Origin of the sequence: Bordetella genomosp. 12, assembly GCF_002261355.1 — a bacterium.
In the GTDB taxonomy this organism is placed as follows: Bacteria; Pseudomonadota; Gammaproteobacteria; order Burkholderiales; family Burkholderiaceae_B; genus Bordetella.
The window spans coordinates 86055-106645 of record NZ_NEVU01000003.1 but is presented as its reverse complement, the minus strand read 5'-3'; the positions used below and the strand labels follow the sequence as shown (position 1 = coordinate 106645).

Sequence of the window (20591 nt, the reverse complement as noted above, 5' to 3'; positions counted from 1 at the left end):
GTCGGTTCGGCGCGACACGTCCCTGGAATGCGTGGGTGCGTTGCAGCATTGCGCCCCGCATTCTGATAAATTGCAGTGATTATTCCGTTTTTTCATTCCAGACCCCTAAAGAGCCCAGAAATGACGCAAGCAGTAGGCCTCGTCGGTTGGCGCGGTATGGTCGGTTCGGTTCTCATGCAGCGTATGCGTGAGGAGAACGACTTCGCACTTATCGACCCCGTGTTCTTCTCCACCAGCAACGCCGGTGGTGCCGCGCCCAAATGGGCCGAAGGCGCCGGCCCGCTGCAAGACGCAAACGATATCGAGGCCCTCAAAAAACTGCCGATTATCGTGACTGCGCAAGGTGGCGATTACACCAGCGAGGTTTATCCCAAGCTGCGCGCCGCCGGCTGGACGGGGATCTGGATCGATGCGGCCAGCACGCTGCGCATGGCCGATGACGCCATCATTGTGCTGGATCCGGTCAATCGTCCGGTGATCGATGCGGCGCTCAAGCGTGGCGTGCGCAACTTCGTCGGCGGCAATTGCACGGTCAGTTGCATGCTGATGGGGCTGGCCGGCCTGTTCAATAACGACCTGGTCGAGTGGATGACCTCCATGACCTACCAGGCGGCTTCCGGTGGCGGCGCTCAGCATATGCGCGAGCTGCTCAACCAGTTCGGCATCCTCAACCAGGCCGTCAAGCCTTTGCTGGATGACCCGGCTTCGGCGATTCTGGAAATCGATCGCGGCATTCTCGCCACTCAGAAAGACGCCAGCCTGCCGCGTGAGCACTTCGGCGTGCCGCTGGGCGGCAACCTCATTCCCTGGATCGACAAGGATCTGGGCAATGGCATGTCGCGCGAAGAATGGAAGGCTGAGGCCGAAACCAACAAAATCCTCGGCCGCGGCGAGGCTTTCGGCACGCCCGCCACGCCCATCGATGGTTTGTGCGTGCGCATCGGTGCGATGCGCTGCCACAGCCAGGCGCTGACCATCAAGCTCAAGCGTGATGTGCCGCTGGACGAGATCGAAGACATGATCGCGGCCGGTACGCAATGGGCCAAGGTTGTGCCCAACACCAAGGAAGCCACGGTCGAACAATTGACCCCGGTTGCCGTCACGGGCACCCTGGACATTCCGGTTGGCCGCCTGCGCAAGCTCTCCATGGGCTCGCAATACCTGGGCGCCTTCACCGTGGGTGACCAACTGCTTTGGGGCGCCGCCGAGCCGCTGCGCCGCATGCTGCGCATCGCGCTGTCCGAAGCCTGAGCACCGCGGCCCGCGAGGGCTGATGCCGTATCGCAAAGGGCACCTGGTGGGTGCCCTTTGTTTTAGCGCGGTAAGACACGCAGGCCATGTCCTTCGGGCGGCACGAATATGTTCAGTTTATGAATCCTGCCCGATCCATTACACTTTTCTCCTGCATCGCCCTGGTTCAGAACACGGAAAACCTACCCTATGAGTTCGCGCCACACGCAGCACCGCCTTTTCCCGCAGATTTCTCGTAAGAACGGCCTGGCGCTCGCCCTGGCGATGGCCTTGGGCCTGTCTTGGGGGGTGGACGCTCAGGCGGCGCGGCTTGGTCATGCGCGTGTGATCTCGGCGCCGGGTGAGCCGTTGCGCGTGTCGGTGCCGTTGATCGACCTCAGTCCCGAAGAGGCGCAAAGTCTGCAAGTTTCCCTGGCCGATCCTGCCGCCTGGCAGCAGGCCGGCCTGACACCGCCCGCGGCCTTGGCTACGCTCAGTTTGCAGGCGCAGCCTGTCACCGACCGGACTCGCCGGGATCTCTTGCTGGCTTCGCCGGATTCCATGCAGGGCGAGGCCGTCGACATCCTGCTCGATCTTCGCACCGGTGCCGGACAGCGTCTGGTGCAAGTGACGGTATTGGTCCCCAAGGGCGCACCGCGGGTGCAGCCGGCGCAGCTGGGTTCGGCACCGGCCGGGCGTGCCGCGCAACAGAGCGGCAGCGTCACCGTGCGGCAGGGCGATACGCTCTACAACATTGCCCGGCGTCATCAAGTCTCGGGCGCCAATCTGCATCAGATGCTGGTGGCACTGTGGCGCGCCAATCCCAACGCCTTCATCGACGGCAACATGAACCGTCTGAAGGCAGGCGCGACCTTGACCTTGCCCGATGCGCAGACCGTGCGGGCGGTGGATCCTGATGAGGCCCGTCGCAGCTATATCGAGCATGTCGACAGCTATGCCCGTTACCGCGCCGGTCTGGGGCGGGGGGCTGCCGGTGCGCGGGTCAGCGCAGGGTCGGCCAGCGCCGGTGTCGTCAGCAGCACGGCCACGCCCGCGGGGACCTCAGACGCCACGGGTCAGGATCGCTTGCGTCTGTCAGGCGCGGCCTCGGAGGGCGCCGCGGACGCCAATGGCGACCGCAGCAGTTCGGATGCACGCGCCCTGGCCGATGCGCGCCAGCGCGTCGATACCCTGCAATCCAACGTCGATGCGCTCAAACAGGCCGGGGCCGGCCGCGACAGCGCCAGTGACGGCGCGGTGGGGGCTGCGGGCATGGCCGCGGGGGCGGCGGCCGCCGCTGTGGCGGGCGCCCGGCCATCGGCCAAGGACAACGCGCAGGTCGATGCGCCGGCCGTCGGCACGGGAGCCGGCGACGTTGCCGCCAAGGACGCGGCGGCGGGGGCGCCGGCCGCCAGTGGCACGGGCGTTGCTGCGGGAACAACCGCCGCGCCCGGCGCCTTGCCCAAGGGGCCAGTCTCGCCCGCGGCCGCTGCGCCGGGCAAGACCGCTGCTGCGCCGGCCAATGCCGCGGCCGGCACGCAGGCCAAAGGCAGCGAGGCGGACAAGAGCGGGCTGCCCGCCTGGTTGGCCAATAATCTCTTGGTCATCGTGACGGCCATCCTGGCCTTGTTGGTCCTGATCATCGCCCTGGCGCTGCGGCGCGCGGGCGCACGCCGCGATGAAGAAAACGAAGAAACTCCCTACGCGGACAGTCCGCGTCTGGATAACGAGGCCTTGAACAAGCGCCTGCACACCATCAATCTGGATTTGGATCAGCCGCCTTCGGACGAGCCGCCTCCGCCAAGCAGGACCTGATTTTTCATGACTCGCATTGCATTGGGGCTGTCGTATGACGGCTCCAGTTGGCAGGGTTGGCAAACCCAGCCGCACGGCCAGACCGTGCAAGACACCCTGGAAGCCGCATTGGGCCAGTTCTCTGGGACCGGATCGTCCCTGCCCACCGTGTGTGCGGGCCGCACCGACACTGGGGTACATGCCGCCATGCAGGTGATACACCTCGACACTCACCTCGATCGTCGGGTCGAGTCCTGGGTGCGGGGCGTCAACGCCTTTTTGCCTGCCAGCATCTCCGTACATTGGGCCCAAGAGGTCTCCGACGAATTCCATGCGCGCTTTTCCGCGCGCTCCCGCCGTTATGTCTACCTGCTGTGGCGCGGCCGAGTGCGTCCGGCATTGTGGGCGCGCCGGGCGGGATGGTGTTTTCAGCCGCTGGATGTGCCTGCCATGCGCCAGGCGGCGCAGGCGCTCCTGGGTGAGCACGATTACTCCAGCTTTCGCTCCGCACAATGTCAGGCACGGCACCCGGTACGGACGATGAGCCGTCTGGACATCGCCGAGCGCGGCGATTTCCTGGTCATCACGCTACAGGCCAATGCCTTTTTGCATCATATGGTGCGCAACATCATGGGTGCCTTGGTGCAGATCGGCCAGGGACGCGAACCGGTTGCCTGGATGGCCCGATTACTCGCTGCCCGCGACCGGCGTCTTGGCGCGCCCACGTTCGCCCCGGATGGCTTGTATTTATCCGCCATCGAGTATCCGCAGGATTTCAGTCTGCCTGAGCTCGATGGTGGCAGTACCTTTCTGGCGCCGTTCACGTCCGCCGAGCACCTGTAGCCTGGAGACTTGTCATGCGGCGCCGTTCTTTCCTGAAGAAAACTGCCTTTGGCGCGGGGGGCGCGGTCCTGGCCGCGCCGGTATTCGCCCAAGATACGCCGGTGTTGCTGTGGCGCCTGGCTTCGAGCTTTCCCGCTGAAAGCGCGATTATCTATTCGGCGGCGGAAGACTTCTCGCGCTATGTCAACGACGCCACCGATGGCCGATTCTCGATCGACATCGTGCCGACCGAGCTCGATGTTCTGAAAGCCGTCGGAGGAGGGAGCGTCGAATGCGGCCATACCGCTTCTTGCTACTACTACGACCTGGATCCTGCCTTGTCGTTTGACGGTGCCGTGCCATTCGGTCTGAATACCCGGCAAATGAATGCCTGGATGCGGCAGGGGGGCGGCCTGGAGCTGTTGCGCGAACGCTTTCGGCAGCATCGCATCATCAATTTTCCCTGCGGTTATACGGGCGCGCAGATGGGCGGCTGGTTTCGGCGCGAAATCAAGTCCGTCGCTGACTTCAAGGGCTTGCGGTTGCGCGCCAGCCCGTTTGGCGCGGCCGTATTGGCGCGGCTGGGTGCGGTGCCTCAGCAGATCGATGGGGCAAAGCTGTACGACGCCCTTGCCGCAGGCAGTATTGACGCGGCCGAGTGGATTGGCCCGTGTGATGATGAAAAGCTGGGTTTGCACCGGGCGGCACCGAACTATTATTTTCCAGGGTGGTGGGAAGGCACGCTGCAGACCTCGATCTACGTCAATCAGGACGCCTACGATGCGCTGCCCCGGGCTTACCAGGCCGTCATCGCTCAGGCCAGCGCTGCTGCCGCCCAGGAGATGCTTGCACGCTTCGATGCCGAAAACCCGGTGGCGTTGCGTCGTCTCGTCCGCGATGGCGCGCAGCTCAAGGCATTTCCGATGCCGGTGCTGCAGGCTTGCCAAGCCGAATCTGCGGCCTTGTGTTCAGCGCTCGGCGCGCAGGATCCCGCTTTTCAGCAACTCTACGACAGCATGATCGCGTTTCGCGACCAGAGCACGCCGTGGTTGCGGCTGGCCGAAGGCAGCTTCGACGGTTTCATGGGTACGCGGGGCTCCCGTTAGCACCTTCAAGTAAGCTGTAGCCATCGTTTCCAACCCGATCAGGTAGCTCCAATGCGAACGCGTGTGAAGATCTGCGGCTTGACCCGCGAAGCCGATATTGCGCAGGCCGTACAAGCCGGCGCCGATGCGATAGGCTTCGTGTGCTATGCCGGCAGCAAGCGATTTGTCGACACCAGGCGCGCTGCCCAATTGCGTCGGGAAGTGCCGGCTTTCGTCAGCGTGGTGACGCTGTTCGTCAACCCGAGCGCGGACCAAGTGCGTGCCGTTCTCGACGACGTCGGGCCCGATCTCCTGCAATTTCATGGTGATGAAAGCCCGGAGGACTGCGCCCGCTACGGACATCGCTTTGTGCGTGCCTTCCGGGTGGGCGGCCCAGGCCTCGACGAGGCCAATGCCGTCGCCGCTGTGTGTCGCCAGTACCGCGATGCGGCAGGGTGGCTGTTCGATAGTTACAGCGCGGGCTTTGGCGGCAGCGGGCTGACCTTCGATCACGCATTGCTGGCGGCGGTGCAAGCGGATCCTGACAGTCGTCCTTTGATCCTGGCCGGCGGCCTGAAGCCCGGCAATATCGATCAAGCCGTGCGCCTTGTGCGCCCTTGGGCGGTCGATGTCAGTAGCGGTGTTGAAGAAGGCCCGGGTCTGAAGGACGCCGTCAAAGTCAGTGCCTTCTTCGACGCGATAAAAAAAGTGGACGATGACTTGCACGCTTAAAAAAACATCTATATAATTCTTTTTCTTCGCTGCACGAACGCAGCAACGCAAAAAAGCGCTGCTAGAGATCGAGAGCGAAGTCATGCAAGCCTTCAAGCAAGGCCCGAATTTAGGCGGTTAGCTCAGATGGTTAGAGCGCCACGTTGACATCGTGGAGGTCGTTGGTTCGATTCCAATACCGCCTACCAAGAATACCTGCAAGTGCTGCCAGGCAGCATGAAGCAAAGCAAGAAAAGCCCGTTAAGCATTTACGCTAACGGGCTTTTTGCTTTTGTCGGCGCGGGCGCACGAGATGTTTTTTTAAGGTGATCGAGACGGGATCGAGTCTGCAGGCGTAGTGTTCGGAATATTCCGAAAACGCTTAGCGAACCGGGCTCCATAAAGAAAACATCGAGGCGGGAGTCTGGGACGCCAAGGTGCGCCAAGTGCGGCTGCCATAAACGCCGGTGCGCGAGTGCGGCATCTTTGCGCCGCGCCGCAGCGCGTCATGAGGTTCGCCGGCTATAAGCCCGCCACTATGCGCCAATAAAAACATGCGAATGCCGTTGCTTGTTCATGCCGCATAATCTTTTGCTCAGCAGCGTGAGGGATGGTGATGACGTCGGTGTATCTGATGGTGGCCCTCGGGGCGGTGGTGGCGGGGTTTGTGCAGGGCTTGTCAGGTTTTGCGTTCGGTATGGTGTCCATGTCGTTCTGGGCCTGGGTGCTGGAGCCGCGCCTGGCGGCGGTGCTGGCGGTGTTCGGCGCATTGACTGGGCAGATCGTGGCGGCGGTGACGGTGCGGCGGGGATTTTCCTGGGCGTTGCTGCTGCCGTTTGTGGTGGGCGGGCTGGTGGGTATTCCGCTGGGCGTGATCTTGCTGCCGCGTCTGGACATGAGTTGGTTCAAACTGATTCTGGGTCTCTTGCTGGTGCTCTGGTGCCCGGCGATGCTGTTGTCGCGGCATTTGCCCAAGATAAGGACAGGTGGCCGGCTGGCCGATGGCGTGGTGGGTATGGCCGGCGGGGTGATGGGCGGACTGGGAGGTTTCACCGGGGTATTGCCCACGTTGTGGTGTACCTTGCGTGGCTATCCCAAGGATACGCAACGCACCGTAATCCAGAACTTCAACTTGTCCATGCTGGCCGTGACCATGGGCAGTTATCTGGCAACCGGGCTCGTCACGGCGGACATGCTGCCACTGTTTGCCATCGTGGCACCCGCGATGCTGGTGCCCACCTTGCTGGGAGCCCGGCTGTATATCGGCATCAGTGAGCTGCGGTTTCGGCAATTGGTGCTGGGATTGTTGACCGCTTCAGGCGTCGCGCTGTTGGCCTCATCCGTGCCGCAGTTGCTGGCGCGTTAGCCAAGCGACGCGTCCATGTAGACAGGGCCTCGGCGCTGCGCTGCCGAGGCCCTGTGTCGTTGCGATGCGCGCTGCCCGATACGGCAAGCGCGCATCTTTCAATGCCGCGTCATCGGCCGAATACGCTTTCCAGCACGACGCCCGTGGCGACACCGATGAGGAAGTAATCCGCACCGACGCCGATCCATTGGTAGCCCCGCGGGGGCTGCCGCAGTTGATAGCCGCGCCAGTCTTCAATGACGTACTGACGGCCCCGGTAGGGAGCGGGCACACGCTGGCCTTTTTCCCAGCGCGCGGGGGAGGGATCTCCATGCGGACCGGGCTGGCCGCCTGGGCGGCCTTCGGGGCCGCGTCCCGGCCCTTGCTGTCCGGGGCCGCCATTGGGCGCGCGGCCCGGCGCGTGATCCTGGCGTCCGCCGCCGGCATTGGGGCTGCGGCCCGGGTCCTGCCGCCCGCCATGGGCATCAGGGCCGCGGCCTGGACCTTGTTCTTGACGGCCTTGGCCGCCATCCGGGCCTCGGCCCGGGCTGGGTTGCGCCGTAGCCAGGCTCGCGCTGGCGGTCAGCACGCTCATAAGCAGAACTGAAGCAAATTTCTGGTTCATGATGAATTCCCGATAAAACGGTATACGCCGTCCTAGAAATTCTATCGGCAGGGCAGCGATAGAGAGCGCCCAGCCGTTACATATGGTGAGCGCGACGCGGTTCTGAAATCCACTGTCACAGCTATCTGGGTCAAACCGGTTTGCGCGAGCGCGGCTTTGGGGCCGCGGCGACGGCGACGCCGGTCTGGCGGGCGCGCAGTTCATCCATGTAACGGATAAGGTCCGCCTCGGCAGGACTGACGTCCGGCGAGGGCTCTGGCGGATTGCGATTCATCAATTTGTTGGCGGCTGCCAGGGTGCGTTGTGCGCGGCGCTCGGCCTCGGTGAGCGGGGGAGACTGGATAAATTTGTACTTATGCTTACTCATGGCCTGCAGATAATGTAATCGATCCTGCGTCAATGTGACGAGATCTTACAATCGCTGGGCGAGCTAAAGAAAGTCAAGCATTGCAAAGCCTGAGGGGAGGCGCTGCGGCAGGGCGGCTATGCGGTCAGCGGCTGTGCTCCGCGTCGTCGCGCACCGTGTGCCAGAACCGCAGGCCTTGCCGTCACTGCCTCAGGCCGGTTCGTCGCCCGCCCGGGTGAAGGCCTGGACCAGCGCGGAGATCTGTTCGAGCTCGTCTTGAGCGCCTTGCACCCAGGCCGGGGCGTCGAAGGGCGCATCGGCCGGGCTGTTGTCGGCATGCTGGCGCAGATCATCGAGCAGCTCCAGGGCCATTGCGGTGGCCTGCGGATGCCCGCGAGTGGACAGCGCGATCGAAATGGCCAAGGCCTGGCGCAGGGCCAGCAGGCGGCCGTCGAGTTCTGTTTCCATGAGGAGTTCCAGCTGTTGGGAGAGTTCGCCATTCTACGTGTCGAGACCTGGCTATCGAGAGCCGCCCCTGGTGGAGGCGAGGCCTGGAAAGACATCCGTGCTTGCTCGGTGCCGGCGGTGCTGGCGCTCTGCGCGTTGATGCCAGCGCCCACGCTCTAGCCGCTTAGCGCGTCTGGCAGTGCGGCCGCGTCGACGCGATATACGGTTCACAACTCGAACACATGGCGTGGCGCCGTCGACAGGAACGGCCGACCCGCGTTGCCGCTCGCCCCCCCCCAACCGCGCAAGGCGGCCGGCGCCGGCTTGACGGCGTGGCGGCTTGCGCCAGATCAAAGGCAGGCGGGTCCTGTGCCCGCATAATCAGCGACATGTGCCCTCTGTCTGCGCCAACGCGAACCCATTTCAAGCCCGACATCCTGGCCGGTCTGGCCAAGACGGGGCCCCGCTACACCTCCTATCCCACGGCGGACCGCCTGCACGAAGGCTTTGGCGCGCGCCAGTGGTCGCAGGCATTGAGCGCGCGAGGAGGGCAGCAAGCCTTGTCCCTCTACGTGCACATCCCCTTTTGCGACTCGGTTTGCTATTACTGCGCCTGTAACAAGGTAGTGACACGGCACCATGAGCGAGCCGCGCGTTACATTGCCGCCCTCACGCGTGAAATGGCCATGCAGGCCGAATTGCTCGGTGGCCGGGCGATGGTCACGCAACTGCACTTTGGGGGCGGGACCCCCACCTTTCTCTCCGATGCCGAGTTGGCCGGCGTCATGGCGGAGATCCGGCGCCATTTCCATCTTGCCAGTTCAGCGGAAATCTCCATCGAAATCGATCCGCGCACGATCGATGCCGGCCGCCTGAAGCATCTGGCGGCTTTGGGGTTCAACCGCCTCAGTTACGGTGTGCAGGATTTCGAGCCCGCCGTGCAGCAGGCGATCCATCGGGTTCAGCCTTATGAGGCAGTGCGCGATCTGATGCAGGCAGCCAGGGAGGTGGGTTTTCCGTCCATCAATGTGGATCTGATCTATGGGCTGCCTCGGCAGACGGCGGCCTCGTTTGCGCGCACGATAGATCAAGTCAATGCGCTGCGCCCGGACCGCATCGCATTGTATGCCTATGCGCACTTGCCGACGCGCTTCAAGCCGCAGCGGCGCATTGTGGTCGAGGAGTTGCCCGATCCCGCAACGCGCGTGGCCCTGCTGGCCGCGGCGATCGAGGGCTTCATGGACCAAGGTTATGTCTACATTGGCATGGATCATTTCGCCCTGCCGCAAGACAGCCTGGCGCGCGCGCGCGGCGAGGGCAGTCTGCACCGCAATTTTCAGGGTTACACCACGGAGCCGGATCGCGATCTGCTAGGGCTGGGGGTGTCGGCCATCAGCCAGGTCGGGCGGGTGTATAGCCAGAACTACAAGGACATCGATGCCTACTACGCAGCGATGGACGCCGGTGTGCTGCCGGTCGAGCGCGGCTTGGCCTGTACCGACGAAGATCTCTGGCGCCGCCAGCTCATCATGGACATTATGTGCCGCGGGCGTGTGGATCTGGCCGCGGCCAGCGGCCAGGCAAACGTCGAGCAGGTGTTTGCTCAGGAGCTGCCCCAATTGCGCCAGTTGCAGGCCATGGGGCTGGTGCAACTGGCCGATGACGGCTGCCTGAGCGTGACGGAGCAGGGATGGTTTTTCGTGCGGGCGATCGCCATGGTGTTCGATGCGCATCTGCGTGCGTCAGCCACGACGCAGCGCTTCTCGCGCATCGCCTGATCAACCGCAGATGTTCTGCTCGAATTTCTCGTTCAGGTAGAGGGCCAGCGCCAGGTCGTCGGCCAACCCGAGTTTTTTCATGGCGCGGCGCTTGTGCGTGCTGATGGTCTTCTTGCTGCGCAGCAACCGCGATGCGACCTGCGTGACCGACAAGCCTTGCGAGATCTGCCGCAGGACTTCGAGTTCGGCCGTGGTGAGTTGTGAGTCAGGGTGAGCCGGTTCGGTGATTTGGGAGCGGCCGTCTTTCCAGCCCAGGAACTGGCGCCGGTCCGCGGCGGTTTGCCGGATGACTTCCACCAGGGTTTCGACCGAGGCTTCCTTGGGCAGGTAGGCATTGGCGCCAGCCCGGTAAGCCGCGAATTCGGTTTCGCTGTTTTTACCGGCAGAGAAGGTGACGATGGCCATTTCGGGGTGCTGGCGCCGCAGGCGGCGGATGAAGTCCATGCCGTCCCAGGGTTGGCGCGGCAGATAAAAATCCACCACCGCCACGTCGCAGGGATTCTGCTTCAGGGTTTTGGCCAGCGCCTCGGCCTTGGTTTCCACGCATTTGACTTCCAGGTCGGTCTGGTTGCGCAGATAGGCCGCCAGGCCCAGAGTGATGGCGGGATGGTCGTCGACGATGGCCACGCGGATCTTGTGGCTGGGCCGCGACAGCAACATGTAGCGCCGCACGCCGTAACCCGGATCGGCCGCGTCCTCGGGTCTGTCTTGGCCGGGAAGGGGAGGGAGGTTGTTCGACATGGCTTATTCCTGGAAAGAGTGCTTCAGAGAAGTGCTTTCGTCCGATCGGAACTTAGCTTCAGTCCGGAGGTTAAAGGGAATTTGCGGCAAAAATCGGGATGTTGAAAAATCAGGAAAAGTCCTACATATGCATATAAGTACGCCCTAAAAGCCGTTTCCGACTTTCGGACGGGCCACAAGGCAGAGCGGTGTTCTGCACCCGTAGGCTGCCGCAAAAGTGCTACAATGATCTTCTGTGGTCAAACGGCGCGGGATGTTTCTTCTGCACCGGGCGGCCAGGATCCGATTCCCCAAAAGGCCTTTCATGTTTTGCGCACCGGCACGAACTACGACTCCGACCTATCGCCCCTTGTCGCGTTAAGTCAGTAGTGGTGTTTGATGTCAGCAGACAGTTAAACGCAAAACATAGGCAGATGAAACGCGGCTAACTAGCCGCGTTTTTCGTTTCTCATCCAGGAAACTCGTCGATGGTACAAATCACTTTGCCGGATGGTTCTCAGCGCCAGTATCCCGGGCCGGTCACGGTCGCGGAGGTCGCGCAGTCCATCGGTACCGGCCTGGCCAAGGCGGCTCTGGCTGGCCGCGTCACCTTCGATGGCGCCGAGCCCAAGCTCGTCGACACCAGCTTTCGCATCGAAACGGATGCCCGGCTCGCCATTGTCACGGCCAAGGAGGCCGATGGCCTGGATTTGATCCGCCACTCGACGGCTCACCTGTTGGCTTATGCGGTCAAGTCGCTGTATCCGGATGCCCAGGTCACGATTGGCCCGGTGATCGACAACGGCTTTTATTACGATTTCTCGTACAAGCGGCCGTTCACGCCAGAGGATCTCGAAGCCATCGAGAAGAAAATGACCGAGCTCGCCCGCAAGGACGAGGTGGTCACGCGCGAAGTGTGGTCCCGCGACGAAGCCGTGGCCTTCTTCAAAGGTATCGGCGAGGCCTACAAGGCCGAGATCATTGCTTCCATTCCCAGCAATGAGAACATCAGCCTGTACCGCGAGGGTGATTTCATCGACCTGTGCCGCGGGCCGCACGTGCCGTCCACGGGCAAGCTCAAAGTCTTCAAGTTGATGAAGGTGGCCGGTGCCTATTGGCGCGGCGACAGCAACAACGAGATGCTGCAACGCATTTACGGCACGGCCTGGGCCAGCAAAGAGGACCAGGACGCCTATCTGCACATGCTCGAGGAAGCCGAGCGGCGTGACCATCGCAAGATCGGCCGCGACCTGGATTTGTTCCATTTCCAGGACGAGGCTCCCGGCCTCATTTTCTGGCATCCCAAGGGGTGGGCACTCTGGCAGCAGGTCGAGCAATACATGCGTGCCGTGTATCGCGACAACGGCTATCAGGAGGTCAAGGCGCCGCAGATCCTGGATCTGTCGCTCTGGAAGAAGACCGGCCACTGGGACAACTACCGCGAGAACATGTTCACGACCGAGTCGGAGAACCGCGTGTACGGCCTCAAGCCCATGAACTGCCCGGGCCACGTGCAGATTTTCAATGCCGGGCTGCATTCGTACCGCGAGTTGCCGCTGCGTTATGGCGAGTTCGGCCAATGCCATCGCAATGAGCCCTCGGGTTCGCTGCACGGCATGATGCGCGTGCGGGGCTTCACGCAGGATGACGGCCATATTTTCTGTACCGAAGACCAGCTCCAGGACGAGTGCGCGGATTTCACGGCGCTGCTGCAGAAGGTGTACCGGGATTTCGGCTTCACGGAAGTGCTGTACAAGGTCGCTACCCGTCCGGAAAAACGCATCGGCAGCGATGAAATCTGGGACAAGGCCGAAACGGCGCTGATGGAAAGCCTGCGGCGCACGGGTTGCGAGTTCGAGATTTCGCCGGGTGAAGGGGCCTTCTATGGCCCCAAGGTGGAGTACACGCTGAAGGACGCCATCGGCCGTCATTGGCAGTGCGGCACCATTCAGGTGGATTTTTCCATGCCCGTGCGCCTGGGCGCCGAGTACGTCGACCCGAGCGACCAGCGCCGCGCGCCGGTGATGTTGCACCGCGCGATCCTGGGTTCTCTGGAACGTTTCATCGGCATGCTGATCGAAAACCATGCCGGCGCGATGCCTCCTTGGCTGGCGCCGGTGCAGGCCGTTGTATGCTGCATTTCCGAGCCCTCGGCCGATTATGCGGCCAAAATCACACAAAGCCTGAAAAAACAAGGCTTTAGGGTTCAGGCCGATTTGCGTGGTGAAAAAATCACTCGTAAAATTCGGGAACACAGCCTGCAAAAGGTTCCGTACATTCTTGTCGTTGGCGACAAGGAGGCACAAAACGGGACCGTCGCCGTACGTGGACTTGGTGGCCTTGATCTGGGCGCCATTCCTTTCGACGACTTTGTCGCTCGCCTGAACGAAGACGTCGCCAGTCGACGCAATGTCGCTCAGCCGGACAGCAAAGCTGTTTAATCTTTCTAGGAGTCTTCAACATCGCCACTGAAAAAAGCATTCGCATCAACGGTGAAATCCGCGTCCCCGAGGTGCGCCTCATAGGTCTGGAGGGTGAGCAGCTCGGTATCGTCAAGATTACCGACGCTTTCCGTCTTTCCGAACAAGCTGACGTGGATCTGGTCGAAATCGCGCCCAACGCCGAGCCGCCAGTCTGCCGCTTGATGGACTACGGCAAATTCAAGTACCAGGAACAAAAACGCCAGGCCGAGGCGCGTTCCAAGCAGAAGGTCATCCAGGTCAAGGAAGTCAAGTTCCGGCCGGCGACCGACGAGGGCGACTATCAGGTCAAGCTGCGCAATCTGCGCCGCTTCCTGGAAGAAGGTGACAAAGCCAAGGTAACGCTGCGTTTTCGCGGCCGTGAAATGGCTCACCAGGAACTCGGTATGCGGGTGCTGGAGCGAGTGCGCGACGATCTGACCGAATTGGCTCAGGTCGAGGCGATGCCCAAGCTCGAAGGCCGCCAGATGGTCATGGTGCTTGCACCGAAGAAAAAAGCGGGCGCAACCAAGGCCGACGCGGCCAGTTGATTCCGCGAGTCCGGCCCGGCTCTTCCACAGGGAAGACGCCGGGCCGGTTTGCGTTTGTCGCGCCGCCATCGGGCGGACTTGGCGTGCCGCCCGGCTGCGCTACGATGTATTTATCGGCTCCGTGCTCTTGTTGACCAGGAGGCGGGGCAGAGGTGTCAGGTAACGTAATGCACGTCTTGTTCATCATCGATCCCTTGCCGCAGCTCAAGGCCTATAAAGACAGCTCCGTGGCCATGATGCGCGCGCTGGTCGCACGCGGACATACCCTCAGCGTGGCCTTGCAAGGGGACCTTTATATCGAGGCGGGCGAGGTCTTCGCGCACAGCCAGGCGATCGAGCTGGTCGAGGGCGCGGATCTGCACGGCCCTGACTGGTGGCGCGATAGCGGCGCGTCAAGCGATGTTGCCCTGGCTGCCTTTGGCGCGGTGCTGATGCGCAAAGATCCGCCATTTGACATGGAGTACGTCTACTCCACGCACTTGCTGGAGTATGCCCAGGCTCAGGGCGCCAAAGTGTTCAACGGTGGCGCCGCCATCCGCAACCATCCCGAGAAGCTGGCCATCACCGAAGTCGCCGAGCTCACCACGCCCACGCTGGTGAGCCGCAACATGGACCGCATCAAGGCCTTCCATGCTTTGCACGGCGATGTGATCGTCAAGCCGCTCGACGGCATGGGCGGCACGGGCATCTTCCGCCTGCAGCCCAATGAGGCCAACCGCAATGCCATCCTGGAGACGCTGACCGACAACGGCACGCGTACCATCATGGCGCAGCGGTATATCCCGGAGATCGTCAAGGGCGACAAGCGGATCCTGATCATTGGCGGCGAGCCGGTGCCGTATTCGCTGGCGCGTATTCCGCTGGCTGGCGAGACGCGCGGTAACCTGGCCGCCGGCGGCCGGGGTGTGGCGCAACCGCTGTCCGAGCGCGATCTGGAACTGGCGCGCGCCGTGGCGGCGCGCACGGCCGGCCGCGGGCTGCTGTTGATCGGCCTGGATGTGATCGGCGACTACGTGACGGAAATCAACGTCACCAGCCCGACCTGCTTTGTCGAGATCACCGAGCAGACCGGTTTTGACGTGGCGGACATGTTCGCGCAGGCGCTCGAACGCGCGGCGGCCTGAGCGCGGATCCGCCATGACTGGGATCGTTATCGTCGTCCACGCCCCGCTGGGCAACGCCATGCGCGAAAGCGTACGGCACGTGCTGGGCGACACCACCGACGTGCTGGCCGTGCATGACATCCTGCCGGAGGATCTGCCCGATGACCTGGTGCCTCAGGTGCTGCAGGATATTCTGCGCGTCAACCGAGGCCAGGGCGTGCTGGTGCTGACCGACCTCATTGGCGCCACGCCGGCCAACATCGCCAAGCGCGCGGTGGCCGATGCGCAGGCAGGCGGCGTGCAGTGCTGTGTGCTGGCCGGCCTGAATACGCCCATGCTGCTGCGGGCGTTGACCTACCGCAATTTGTCATTGGCCGAAACACGTGAAAAAGCGTTGGCAGGAGGGGTTCAGGGCTGCTTGCGTGTAGACTGATGCGGGGCTCGCCCTGACAATCCACCCAGCACGGCTTGCCGCCGTGATCAAAAAACAAAATATGCCTACGTTAGATATTGTCATCAGCAATAAACTCGGCTTGCACGCCCGTGCGGCTGCCAAGCTCACGCAACTCGCCAGCAAGTTCAACAGCGAGATTTTCATCGCCCGTGGGGCACAGCGCGTCAATGCCAAGAGCATCATGGGTGTGATGATGCTGGCCGCGGGGCTGGGGGTCACGGTCAAGATCGATGCATCCGGTGCCGATGCCGATCAGGCCCTGGCTGAGATTCAATCCTTGTTCGAAAACAAATTCGGTGAGCAGGAATAGACGCGAATTGAATGCAGACTCCGGCGCCATGATTGCGCCGGGGGCGCTGGCTGTTTCCGATGACGGGGTTGGCATTGCCAGCCCCGTATTGTCTTTGTTCGGCAAAGGCGTGGCCCGTGGCTATGCCATTGGCCGGGCCGTCGTCATGGGGGCCGCGGCGCTCGAGGTGGCCCATTACCGCATCGCAGCCGAAGACGTGGGCGCGGAATGCCAGCGGCTGACACAAGCGCTGCTGCAAGCGCAGTCCGATCTGCTTGAGTTGGCCGACAGCCTGCCCGAAGATGCACCGCGCGAGTTGGGCGCCATGCTCAATGTGCACCGTCTGCTGATTGGCGATCCCTTGTTGGCCGAGCAGGCGCGCGCCATGATTTCCGAGCGTTTTTATAACGCCGAATGGGCGCTGACGGCGCAAGGGCAGATCCTGAGCGAGCAGTTTGACGCGATGGAGGATGAGTACCTGCGCGAGCGCGGCGGAGATGTCCGCCAGGTCATCGAGCGGGTGCTACAGGTGTTGTCGGGCACGCCGTCCATGCTGCCCGATGGCGCCAGCGTCGACGGCGATGATCCGCTGGTGGTTGTGGCGCACGATATCTCGCCTGCCGATATGCTGCGTTTGCGCGGCGGGCGCTTTGCGGCGTTTGTGACCGATCTGGGCGGGCCCACTTCGCATACCGCCATCGTGGCGCGCAGCATGGGCGTGCCCGCCGTCGTGGCGCTGGGTCATGCGCGAGATCTGGTGCGTGACGGCGACGTATTGATCGTCGATGGCGCCGCGGGCGTGTTGATCGTCAACCCTTCGGCGGCGATTCTCGATGAGTACCGCGCCCGTCAGCGCGCCTATGCCGACGAACGCGCCGAACTCGCCCTCTTGCGCGACGTGCCCGCGATCACGCTTGATGGCATCGATGTCAAGCTCGAGGCCAACATCGAGCTGCCCGAAGAAGCCGCGCTGGCCTTGGCCTCTGGCGCTGACGCCATCGGTCTGTTTCGCAGCGAGTTCCTCTTCATGGGGCGGGCAGACCTGCCTGGCGAAGAGGAGCAGTATCAAGCCTATGTGTCGGTGGTGCGAACCATGGCGGGCCGCCCGGTCACCATACGTACGCTGGACATCGGCTCAGACAAAACCTTGGACGGTGAGGCGACGGTTGCGACCAATCCGGCTTTGGGGCAACGCGCCATTCGTTACTGCCTGGCGCGCCCGGACATGTTCGCCAGCCAGCTGCGGGCCATTTTGCGCGCCTCGGCGCACGGGACGGTGCGCATGCTTGTGCCCATGATCGCCCACATGCATGAAGTCAAGGCGGTGTATGCCGCGCTGGACGCTGCGCGGCGCGAGCTGGATCAACGCGGGCAGGCCTATGCCCCGAGAATCGAAGTCGGCGCCATGGTCGAAGTGCCCGCCATGGCGATTGCCATCGAGCCTTTTGCCCAGGCCCTGGATTTTCTGTCCATAGGCACCAACGATTTGATCCAGTACACGTTGGCCATCGACCGCGGCGATCATGACGTGGCCGGCCTGTACGATCCATTGCACCCTGCGGTGCTGCGCCTGATCGCGGCGACCATCAATGCCGGCGAACGCGCGGGCAAGCCGGTTGCCGTTTGCGGCGAAATGGCCGGCGATGCACGCCTGACCCGTCTCTTGCTGGGGCTGGGGCTGACGGAATTCTCCATGCACCCGCAGCAGTTGCTGGACGTCAAGCGGGAAGTCCGGCGAGCGCATTCCAATGCCTTGCGGGTCAAGGTGGCCTCGGTGCTGAACCGCGCCTTACCCGTGGATCTGGATCACCTCGATCAGGCTTGAGGCCAGGCTGCGGGTACGCGAAAGCCGGCCAGGAGCCGGCTTTCCGCTTTTCAGACCATCATGTCAGCCAGCAGATAGGCATCGAGGATGACGATGCCAACGCTGCAGCACAGGGCCGCAGCCGCCCAGCCCGCGGACAGCTTCCAGCGGCCCATGACATCGCTGCGGCAAGCCAGCAGAACGAGCGGGATAAGTGCAAAGGGCAGCGCCAGGCTGAGGATCACCTGGCTGAGTACGAGGATGCTGTCCGGGTGCGCACTGCCGCCTGTCAGCAGCATGGCCGCCGCGGCCAGACCGGCCGCCACGCGGGTCATGAGGGCTCGCCGCGAGGCCGACACCTGTTTGCCGCGCTCGAAACCCCGTGACAGGATTTTGCCGGCCATGACGCCGGTAATAGTGGAACTCTGCCCCGATGCGTACAGGGCGAGAGCGAAGAGCAGGGCGGCTCCGGCGCCCAGCGACTGCGCGATCGCCGCGTGGGCGGCATCCAGATTGGCCACGACGGGCCCTTGCCCGGCAAGCGAGGCCGCCGCGACGATCATGATGGCCGCGTTGACGAGCATGGCCAGGCTCAGCGAAATGACCGTGTCCTGCCGTGCCAGGCGAAAGGCGATGCCGCGCAAGCCCGGCGGCAGTCCCTGGGCGCGTTGGGCGAGCTCGCCGGAATGCAGGTAGAGGTTGTGTGGCATCAACGTCGCCCCCAGGATGCCCAGCGCAATCATGAAACCGCGCGGATCGGCCAGGGCGTGCGCGGTGTGAGCCACGCCGTCGGTGATGGCCATGAGGTCCGGACGGGCCTTGGCCAACAGAATGACAAAGCTCAGCGCGACGATGCCAAGCAGCGCGGCAATGATCTGCTCATGACGCTGAACCTGGCCGCGTGCGACATAAAAAACGGTCAGGGTGGCAATGCCGGTGACCGCGATGCCGGCCAGCAGAGGCAGACCGAATAATAGCCGCAGGGCGATGGCGCCGCCGATGAGCTCGGCCAGGGCTGTGGCCAAGATGGCGGCTTCACCGGCCAGCCAGGCCGCGTTGGCCACGCTGCGCGGCAGGTAGCGTGTGGTGAGCGCGGCGAGATCTTGCCCGGTGGCCAGCGCCAGGCGCGCCACCAGGATCTGGAAACCCATGGCGAGCAAAGCTGCCGCGAAGACGACGGCCAGCAATCCATAGCCGAAGCCCGCGCCGCCCGCGATATCGGTGGCCCAGTTGCCCGGGTCGATATAGCCGACTGCCACCAGCACGCCTGAGCCGATGACACGGCGCAACCCGGGATGCCGGGCTGCGGGTCCGGACAGAGCAAGCAGCAAACGGGTCATGTCATACCTTTCTGAGAATACTTCTCATTGTAGATATGCCAGGACCCAGATCCAAGGATTTTCGCGCTGTGGCGCGCGTGGCGCGCCGCAGCACTGCCGCGATCAGGCCAGGGAGGCCTGCATCGTGATCTTGGCGTTGAGCACCTTGGAGACTGGGCAGCCGGCTTTTGCCTTGGCGGCGGCTTCCTGGAAAGCGGCGTCGCTGGCATTGGGGATGGCGGCCACCACGGTGAGGTGGATGGCGGTGATGGCAAAGCCGTCGTCGGTTTTGTCCAGCGTGACCTCGGCTTTGGTGTCGATGCGGTCAGGCGTCAGGCCGGCTTCGCCCAGGACATTCGAGAGCGCCATGGAAAAGCAACCGGCATGTGCCGCGCCGATCAACTCTTCGGGATTGGTGCCCGGTTCTTCTTCAAAGCGCGTTTTAAAGCCGTAAGGCTGGTTCTTGAGGGCGCCGCTTTGGGTCGAAATGCTGCCCTTGCCATTCTTCAGGTCGCCTTGCCAGACTGCGGATGCTGTCTTTTTCATGCGGAAACTCCTGTTGCGTGATGAGGGGAGACCGGCTCCCTGCCGGTCCATCATATCGTTTCAAGCGTCTGCTGGAAAACCGGGACAGGATGCGGTCATAATGCGGCGCAGGAGGCTACCCATGCTGAACATCGATACTGACGCCACGCACAAAGCGCTGGCTTTCGACGCTGTCATCGCTACGTTGCGGGCGGCTTTCGCCGGCGGATACACGGTGCCGCCACGGCATGTGCACAACATCACGGCCGGCGACCGGCAGGGCACATCGCTCATCATGCCGGCCTGGAGCGAGGCCGGGTACTACGGCGTGAAGGTCATCAATATCTTCCCGGAGAACACGCGCGATGGCCTGCCCGGCTTGCACGCGAGCTACACCCTGTACAGCTCGCGCACCGGTGTCCCGCTGGCCCAGGTCGATGGCGACGCCGTGACCGCATTTCGCACCGCTGGCGCCGCGGCGTTGGGCGCCGACTATCTCGCGCGGCGTGACGCGCGCCGTCTGCTGGTGCTCGGTAGCGGCCGCATCGCCGGCCTGGTGCCCGCCGCAATGCGGGCGGTGCGCCCCATCGATGAGATCCTGATCTGGAATGTACGTCCCCAAGGTGCCGAAGCCCTGGCTCAGCGCCTGCAAGATCAAGGCATGGCCGCGCGTGCGGTGAGCGATCTCGAGGCGGCGGTGCGCCAGGCCGACATCGTCAGCTGCGCGACCTTGTCCACCGAGCCGCTGGTGCGCGGAGAGTGGCTGCAGCCTGGCACGCACCTCGATCTCATCGGCAGTTTCAAGCCGGAAATGAAGGAAACCGATCCGGCCTGCTTCGCGGGCAACGCCATCTATGTCGACACCGAGGAGGCGCCGACCAAATCCGGCGATCTGCTCGAGGCCTTCAAGGCCGGCACGCTGCGCATGCCGGATATCCGCGGAACGTTGTTCGATCTCGTGGCGGGCCGGGTGGCCGGGCGCAGCGAGGATGGACAGATCACGGTTTTCAAGGCCGTGGGCAGCGCGCTGGAGGATCTGGCACTGGCCGCCTTCGTCTACGAGGCCCAGGCCGCCAAGCCCAAACGACCGCGGCGCGGGGCGCGCACCGCAAAGACATAGGGCAAAATACGCATCCAGGCGGGCATGGGACCGCCGCCCGGCTTTTTCCCTCCACACGGAATCC

At 63.3% G+C, this 20591-nt stretch carries 20 protein-coding genes and 1 tRNA gene; 15 read left to right on the top strand and 6 right to left on the bottom strand.

What is annotated here, in order from left to right:
* The first annotated feature begins 120 nt into the window (after window positions 1-120).
* The 7 genes from asd (at window position 121) to CAL22_RS12610 (ending at window position 7008) form a co-directional block, all read left to right on the top strand.
* Window positions 121-1251, top strand: a complete 1131-nt coding sequence (gene asd, locus CAL22_RS12640) for an aspartate-semialdehyde dehydrogenase (RefSeq protein WP_094813804.1) — start codon at window positions 121-123, stop codon at window positions 1249-1251.
* A gap of 189 nt (window positions 1252-1440) precedes the next feature.
* Window positions 1441-3045, top strand: coding sequence for a type IV pilus assembly protein FimV (locus CAL22_RS12635; protein WP_094813803.1), 1605 nt, complete (start codon window positions 1441-1443; stop codon window positions 3043-3045).
* Window positions 3046-3051: 6 nt separating this feature from the next.
* Window positions 3052-3867, top strand: coding sequence for a tRNA pseudouridine(38-40) synthase TruA (truA, locus tag CAL22_RS12630; protein ID WP_094813802.1), 816 nt, complete (start codon window positions 3052-3054; stop codon window positions 3865-3867).
* A gap of 14 nt (window positions 3868-3881) precedes the next feature.
* On the top strand, window positions 3882-4952 hold the full coding sequence (locus tag CAL22_RS12625; protein WP_094813801.1) for a TRAP transporter substrate-binding protein: 1071 nt from the start codon (window positions 3882-3884) through the stop codon (window positions 4950-4952).
* A gap of 51 nt (window positions 4953-5003) precedes the next feature.
* The gene (locus CAL22_RS12620; RefSeq protein ID WP_094813800.1) at window positions 5004-5663 is read left to right on the top strand and encodes a phosphoribosylanthranilate isomerase; all 660 of its coding nucleotides are present in this window, start codon (window positions 5004-5006) and stop codon (window positions 5661-5663) included.
* Window positions 5664-5774: 111 nt separating this feature from the next.
* Window positions 5775-5851 (top strand) — tRNA-Val (locus CAL22_RS12615).
* A 407-nt stretch (window positions 5852-6258) separates the two neighbouring features.
* A complete protein-coding gene (locus tag CAL22_RS12610; RefSeq protein ID WP_208621985.1) occupies window positions 6259-7008 on the top strand; it encodes a sulfite exporter TauE/SafE family protein in 750 nt (249 codons plus the stop codon).
* Window positions 7009-7117: 109 nt separating this feature from the next.
* Here CAL22_RS12610 and CAL22_RS21320 read toward each other — a convergent pair whose 3' ends face one another.
* The 3 genes from CAL22_RS21320 to CAL22_RS12590 form a co-directional block, all read right to left on the bottom strand.
* The gene (locus CAL22_RS21320) at window positions 7118-7612 is read right to left on the bottom strand and encodes an RcnB family protein (RefSeq protein WP_244193870.1); all 495 of its coding nucleotides are present in this window, start codon (window positions 7610-7612) and stop codon (window positions 7118-7120) included.
* Window positions 7613-7742: 130 nt separating this feature from the next.
* Window positions 7743-8012 carry a hypothetical protein gene (locus CAL22_RS12595; RefSeq protein WP_244193869.1) on the bottom strand — a complete coding sequence of 90 codons (270 nt, stop codon included), beginning with the start codon at window positions 8010-8012 and terminating at the stop codon, window positions 7743-7745.
* A 156-nt stretch (window positions 8013-8168) separates the two neighbouring features.
* Window positions 8169-8426: a hypothetical protein gene (locus CAL22_RS12590; protein ID WP_094813795.1), complete on the bottom strand. Its 258-nt coding sequence runs from the start codon at window positions 8424-8426 to the stop codon at window positions 8169-8171.
* A gap of 368 nt (window positions 8427-8794) precedes the next feature.
* Between CAL22_RS12590 and hemN the strand changes: the two genes are divergently transcribed.
* The gene (hemN, locus tag CAL22_RS12585) at window positions 8795-10183 is read left to right on the top strand and encodes an oxygen-independent coproporphyrinogen III oxidase (protein WP_094813794.1); all 1389 of its coding nucleotides are present in this window, start codon (window positions 8795-8797) and stop codon (window positions 10181-10183) included.
* Here the strand turns inward: hemN and CAL22_RS12580 are convergent, their stop codons facing one another.
* The gene (locus tag CAL22_RS12580) at window positions 10184-10924 is read right to left on the bottom strand and encodes a response regulator transcription factor (RefSeq protein WP_094813793.1); all 741 of its coding nucleotides are present in this window, start codon (window positions 10922-10924) and stop codon (window positions 10184-10186) included.
* A gap of 467 nt (window positions 10925-11391) precedes the next feature.
* Here CAL22_RS12580 and thrS point away from each other — a divergent pair, with 467 nt between their 5' ends.
* The 6 genes from thrS to ptsP all read left to right on the top strand — a co-directional run bounded on the left by thrS (window position 11392) and on the right by ptsP (window position 17584).
* Complete coding sequence (gene thrS, locus CAL22_RS12575) at window positions 11392-13344, top strand: threonine--tRNA ligase (protein WP_094813792.1); 1953 nt, start codon at window positions 11392-11394, stop codon at window positions 13342-13344.
* Complete coding sequence (gene infC, locus CAL22_RS12570; RefSeq protein WP_244193960.1) at window positions 13344-13913, top strand: translation initiation factor IF-3; 570 nt, start codon at window positions 13344-13346, stop codon at window positions 13911-13913. The genes thrS and infC overlap by 1 nt, the downstream gene beginning before the upstream one ends.
* A gap of 167 nt (window positions 13914-14080) precedes the next feature.
* Window positions 14081-15037, top strand: a complete 957-nt coding sequence (gene gshB, locus CAL22_RS12565; RefSeq protein WP_094813790.1) for a glutathione synthase — start codon at window positions 14081-14083, stop codon at window positions 15035-15037.
* Between the two features lie 13 nt (window positions 15038-15050).
* The gene (locus CAL22_RS12560; protein ID WP_094813789.1) at window positions 15051-15449 is read left to right on the top strand and encodes a PTS sugar transporter subunit IIA; all 399 of its coding nucleotides are present in this window, start codon (window positions 15051-15053) and stop codon (window positions 15447-15449) included.
* A 61-nt stretch (window positions 15450-15510) separates the two neighbouring features.
* Window positions 15511-15780 carry an HPr family phosphocarrier protein gene (locus tag CAL22_RS12555; RefSeq protein ID WP_029580479.1) on the top strand — a complete coding sequence of 90 codons (270 nt, stop codon included), beginning with the start codon at window positions 15511-15513 and terminating at the stop codon, window positions 15778-15780.
* Between the two features lie 109 nt (window positions 15781-15889).
* Window positions 15890-17584, top strand: coding sequence for a phosphoenolpyruvate--protein phosphotransferase (gene ptsP / locus CAL22_RS12550; RefSeq protein WP_094816563.1), 1695 nt, complete (start codon window positions 15890-15892; stop codon window positions 17582-17584).
* Window positions 17585-17634: 50 nt separating this feature from the next.
* On the opposite strand, the gene CAL22_RS12545 is transcribed toward ptsP, so the two are convergent.
* Window positions 17635-18903 (bottom strand): Nramp family divalent metal transporter, encoded by a 1269-nt coding sequence (locus tag CAL22_RS12545; RefSeq protein WP_094813788.1) that lies wholly within the window; start codon window positions 18901-18903, stop codon window positions 17635-17637.
* Between the two features lie 102 nt (window positions 18904-19005).
* Entirely contained in the window at window positions 19006-19428 is a 423-nt protein-coding gene (locus CAL22_RS12540) for an OsmC family protein (RefSeq protein ID WP_094813787.1), read from the bottom strand.
* 121 nt (window positions 19429-19549) lie between these two features.
* Here CAL22_RS12540 and CAL22_RS12535 point away from each other — a divergent pair, with 121 nt between their 5' ends.
* Complete coding sequence (locus CAL22_RS12535; protein ID WP_094813786.1) at window positions 19550-20527, top strand: ornithine cyclodeaminase family protein; 978 nt, start codon at window positions 19550-19552, stop codon at window positions 20525-20527.
* Window positions 20528-20591 lie beyond the last annotated feature (64 nt).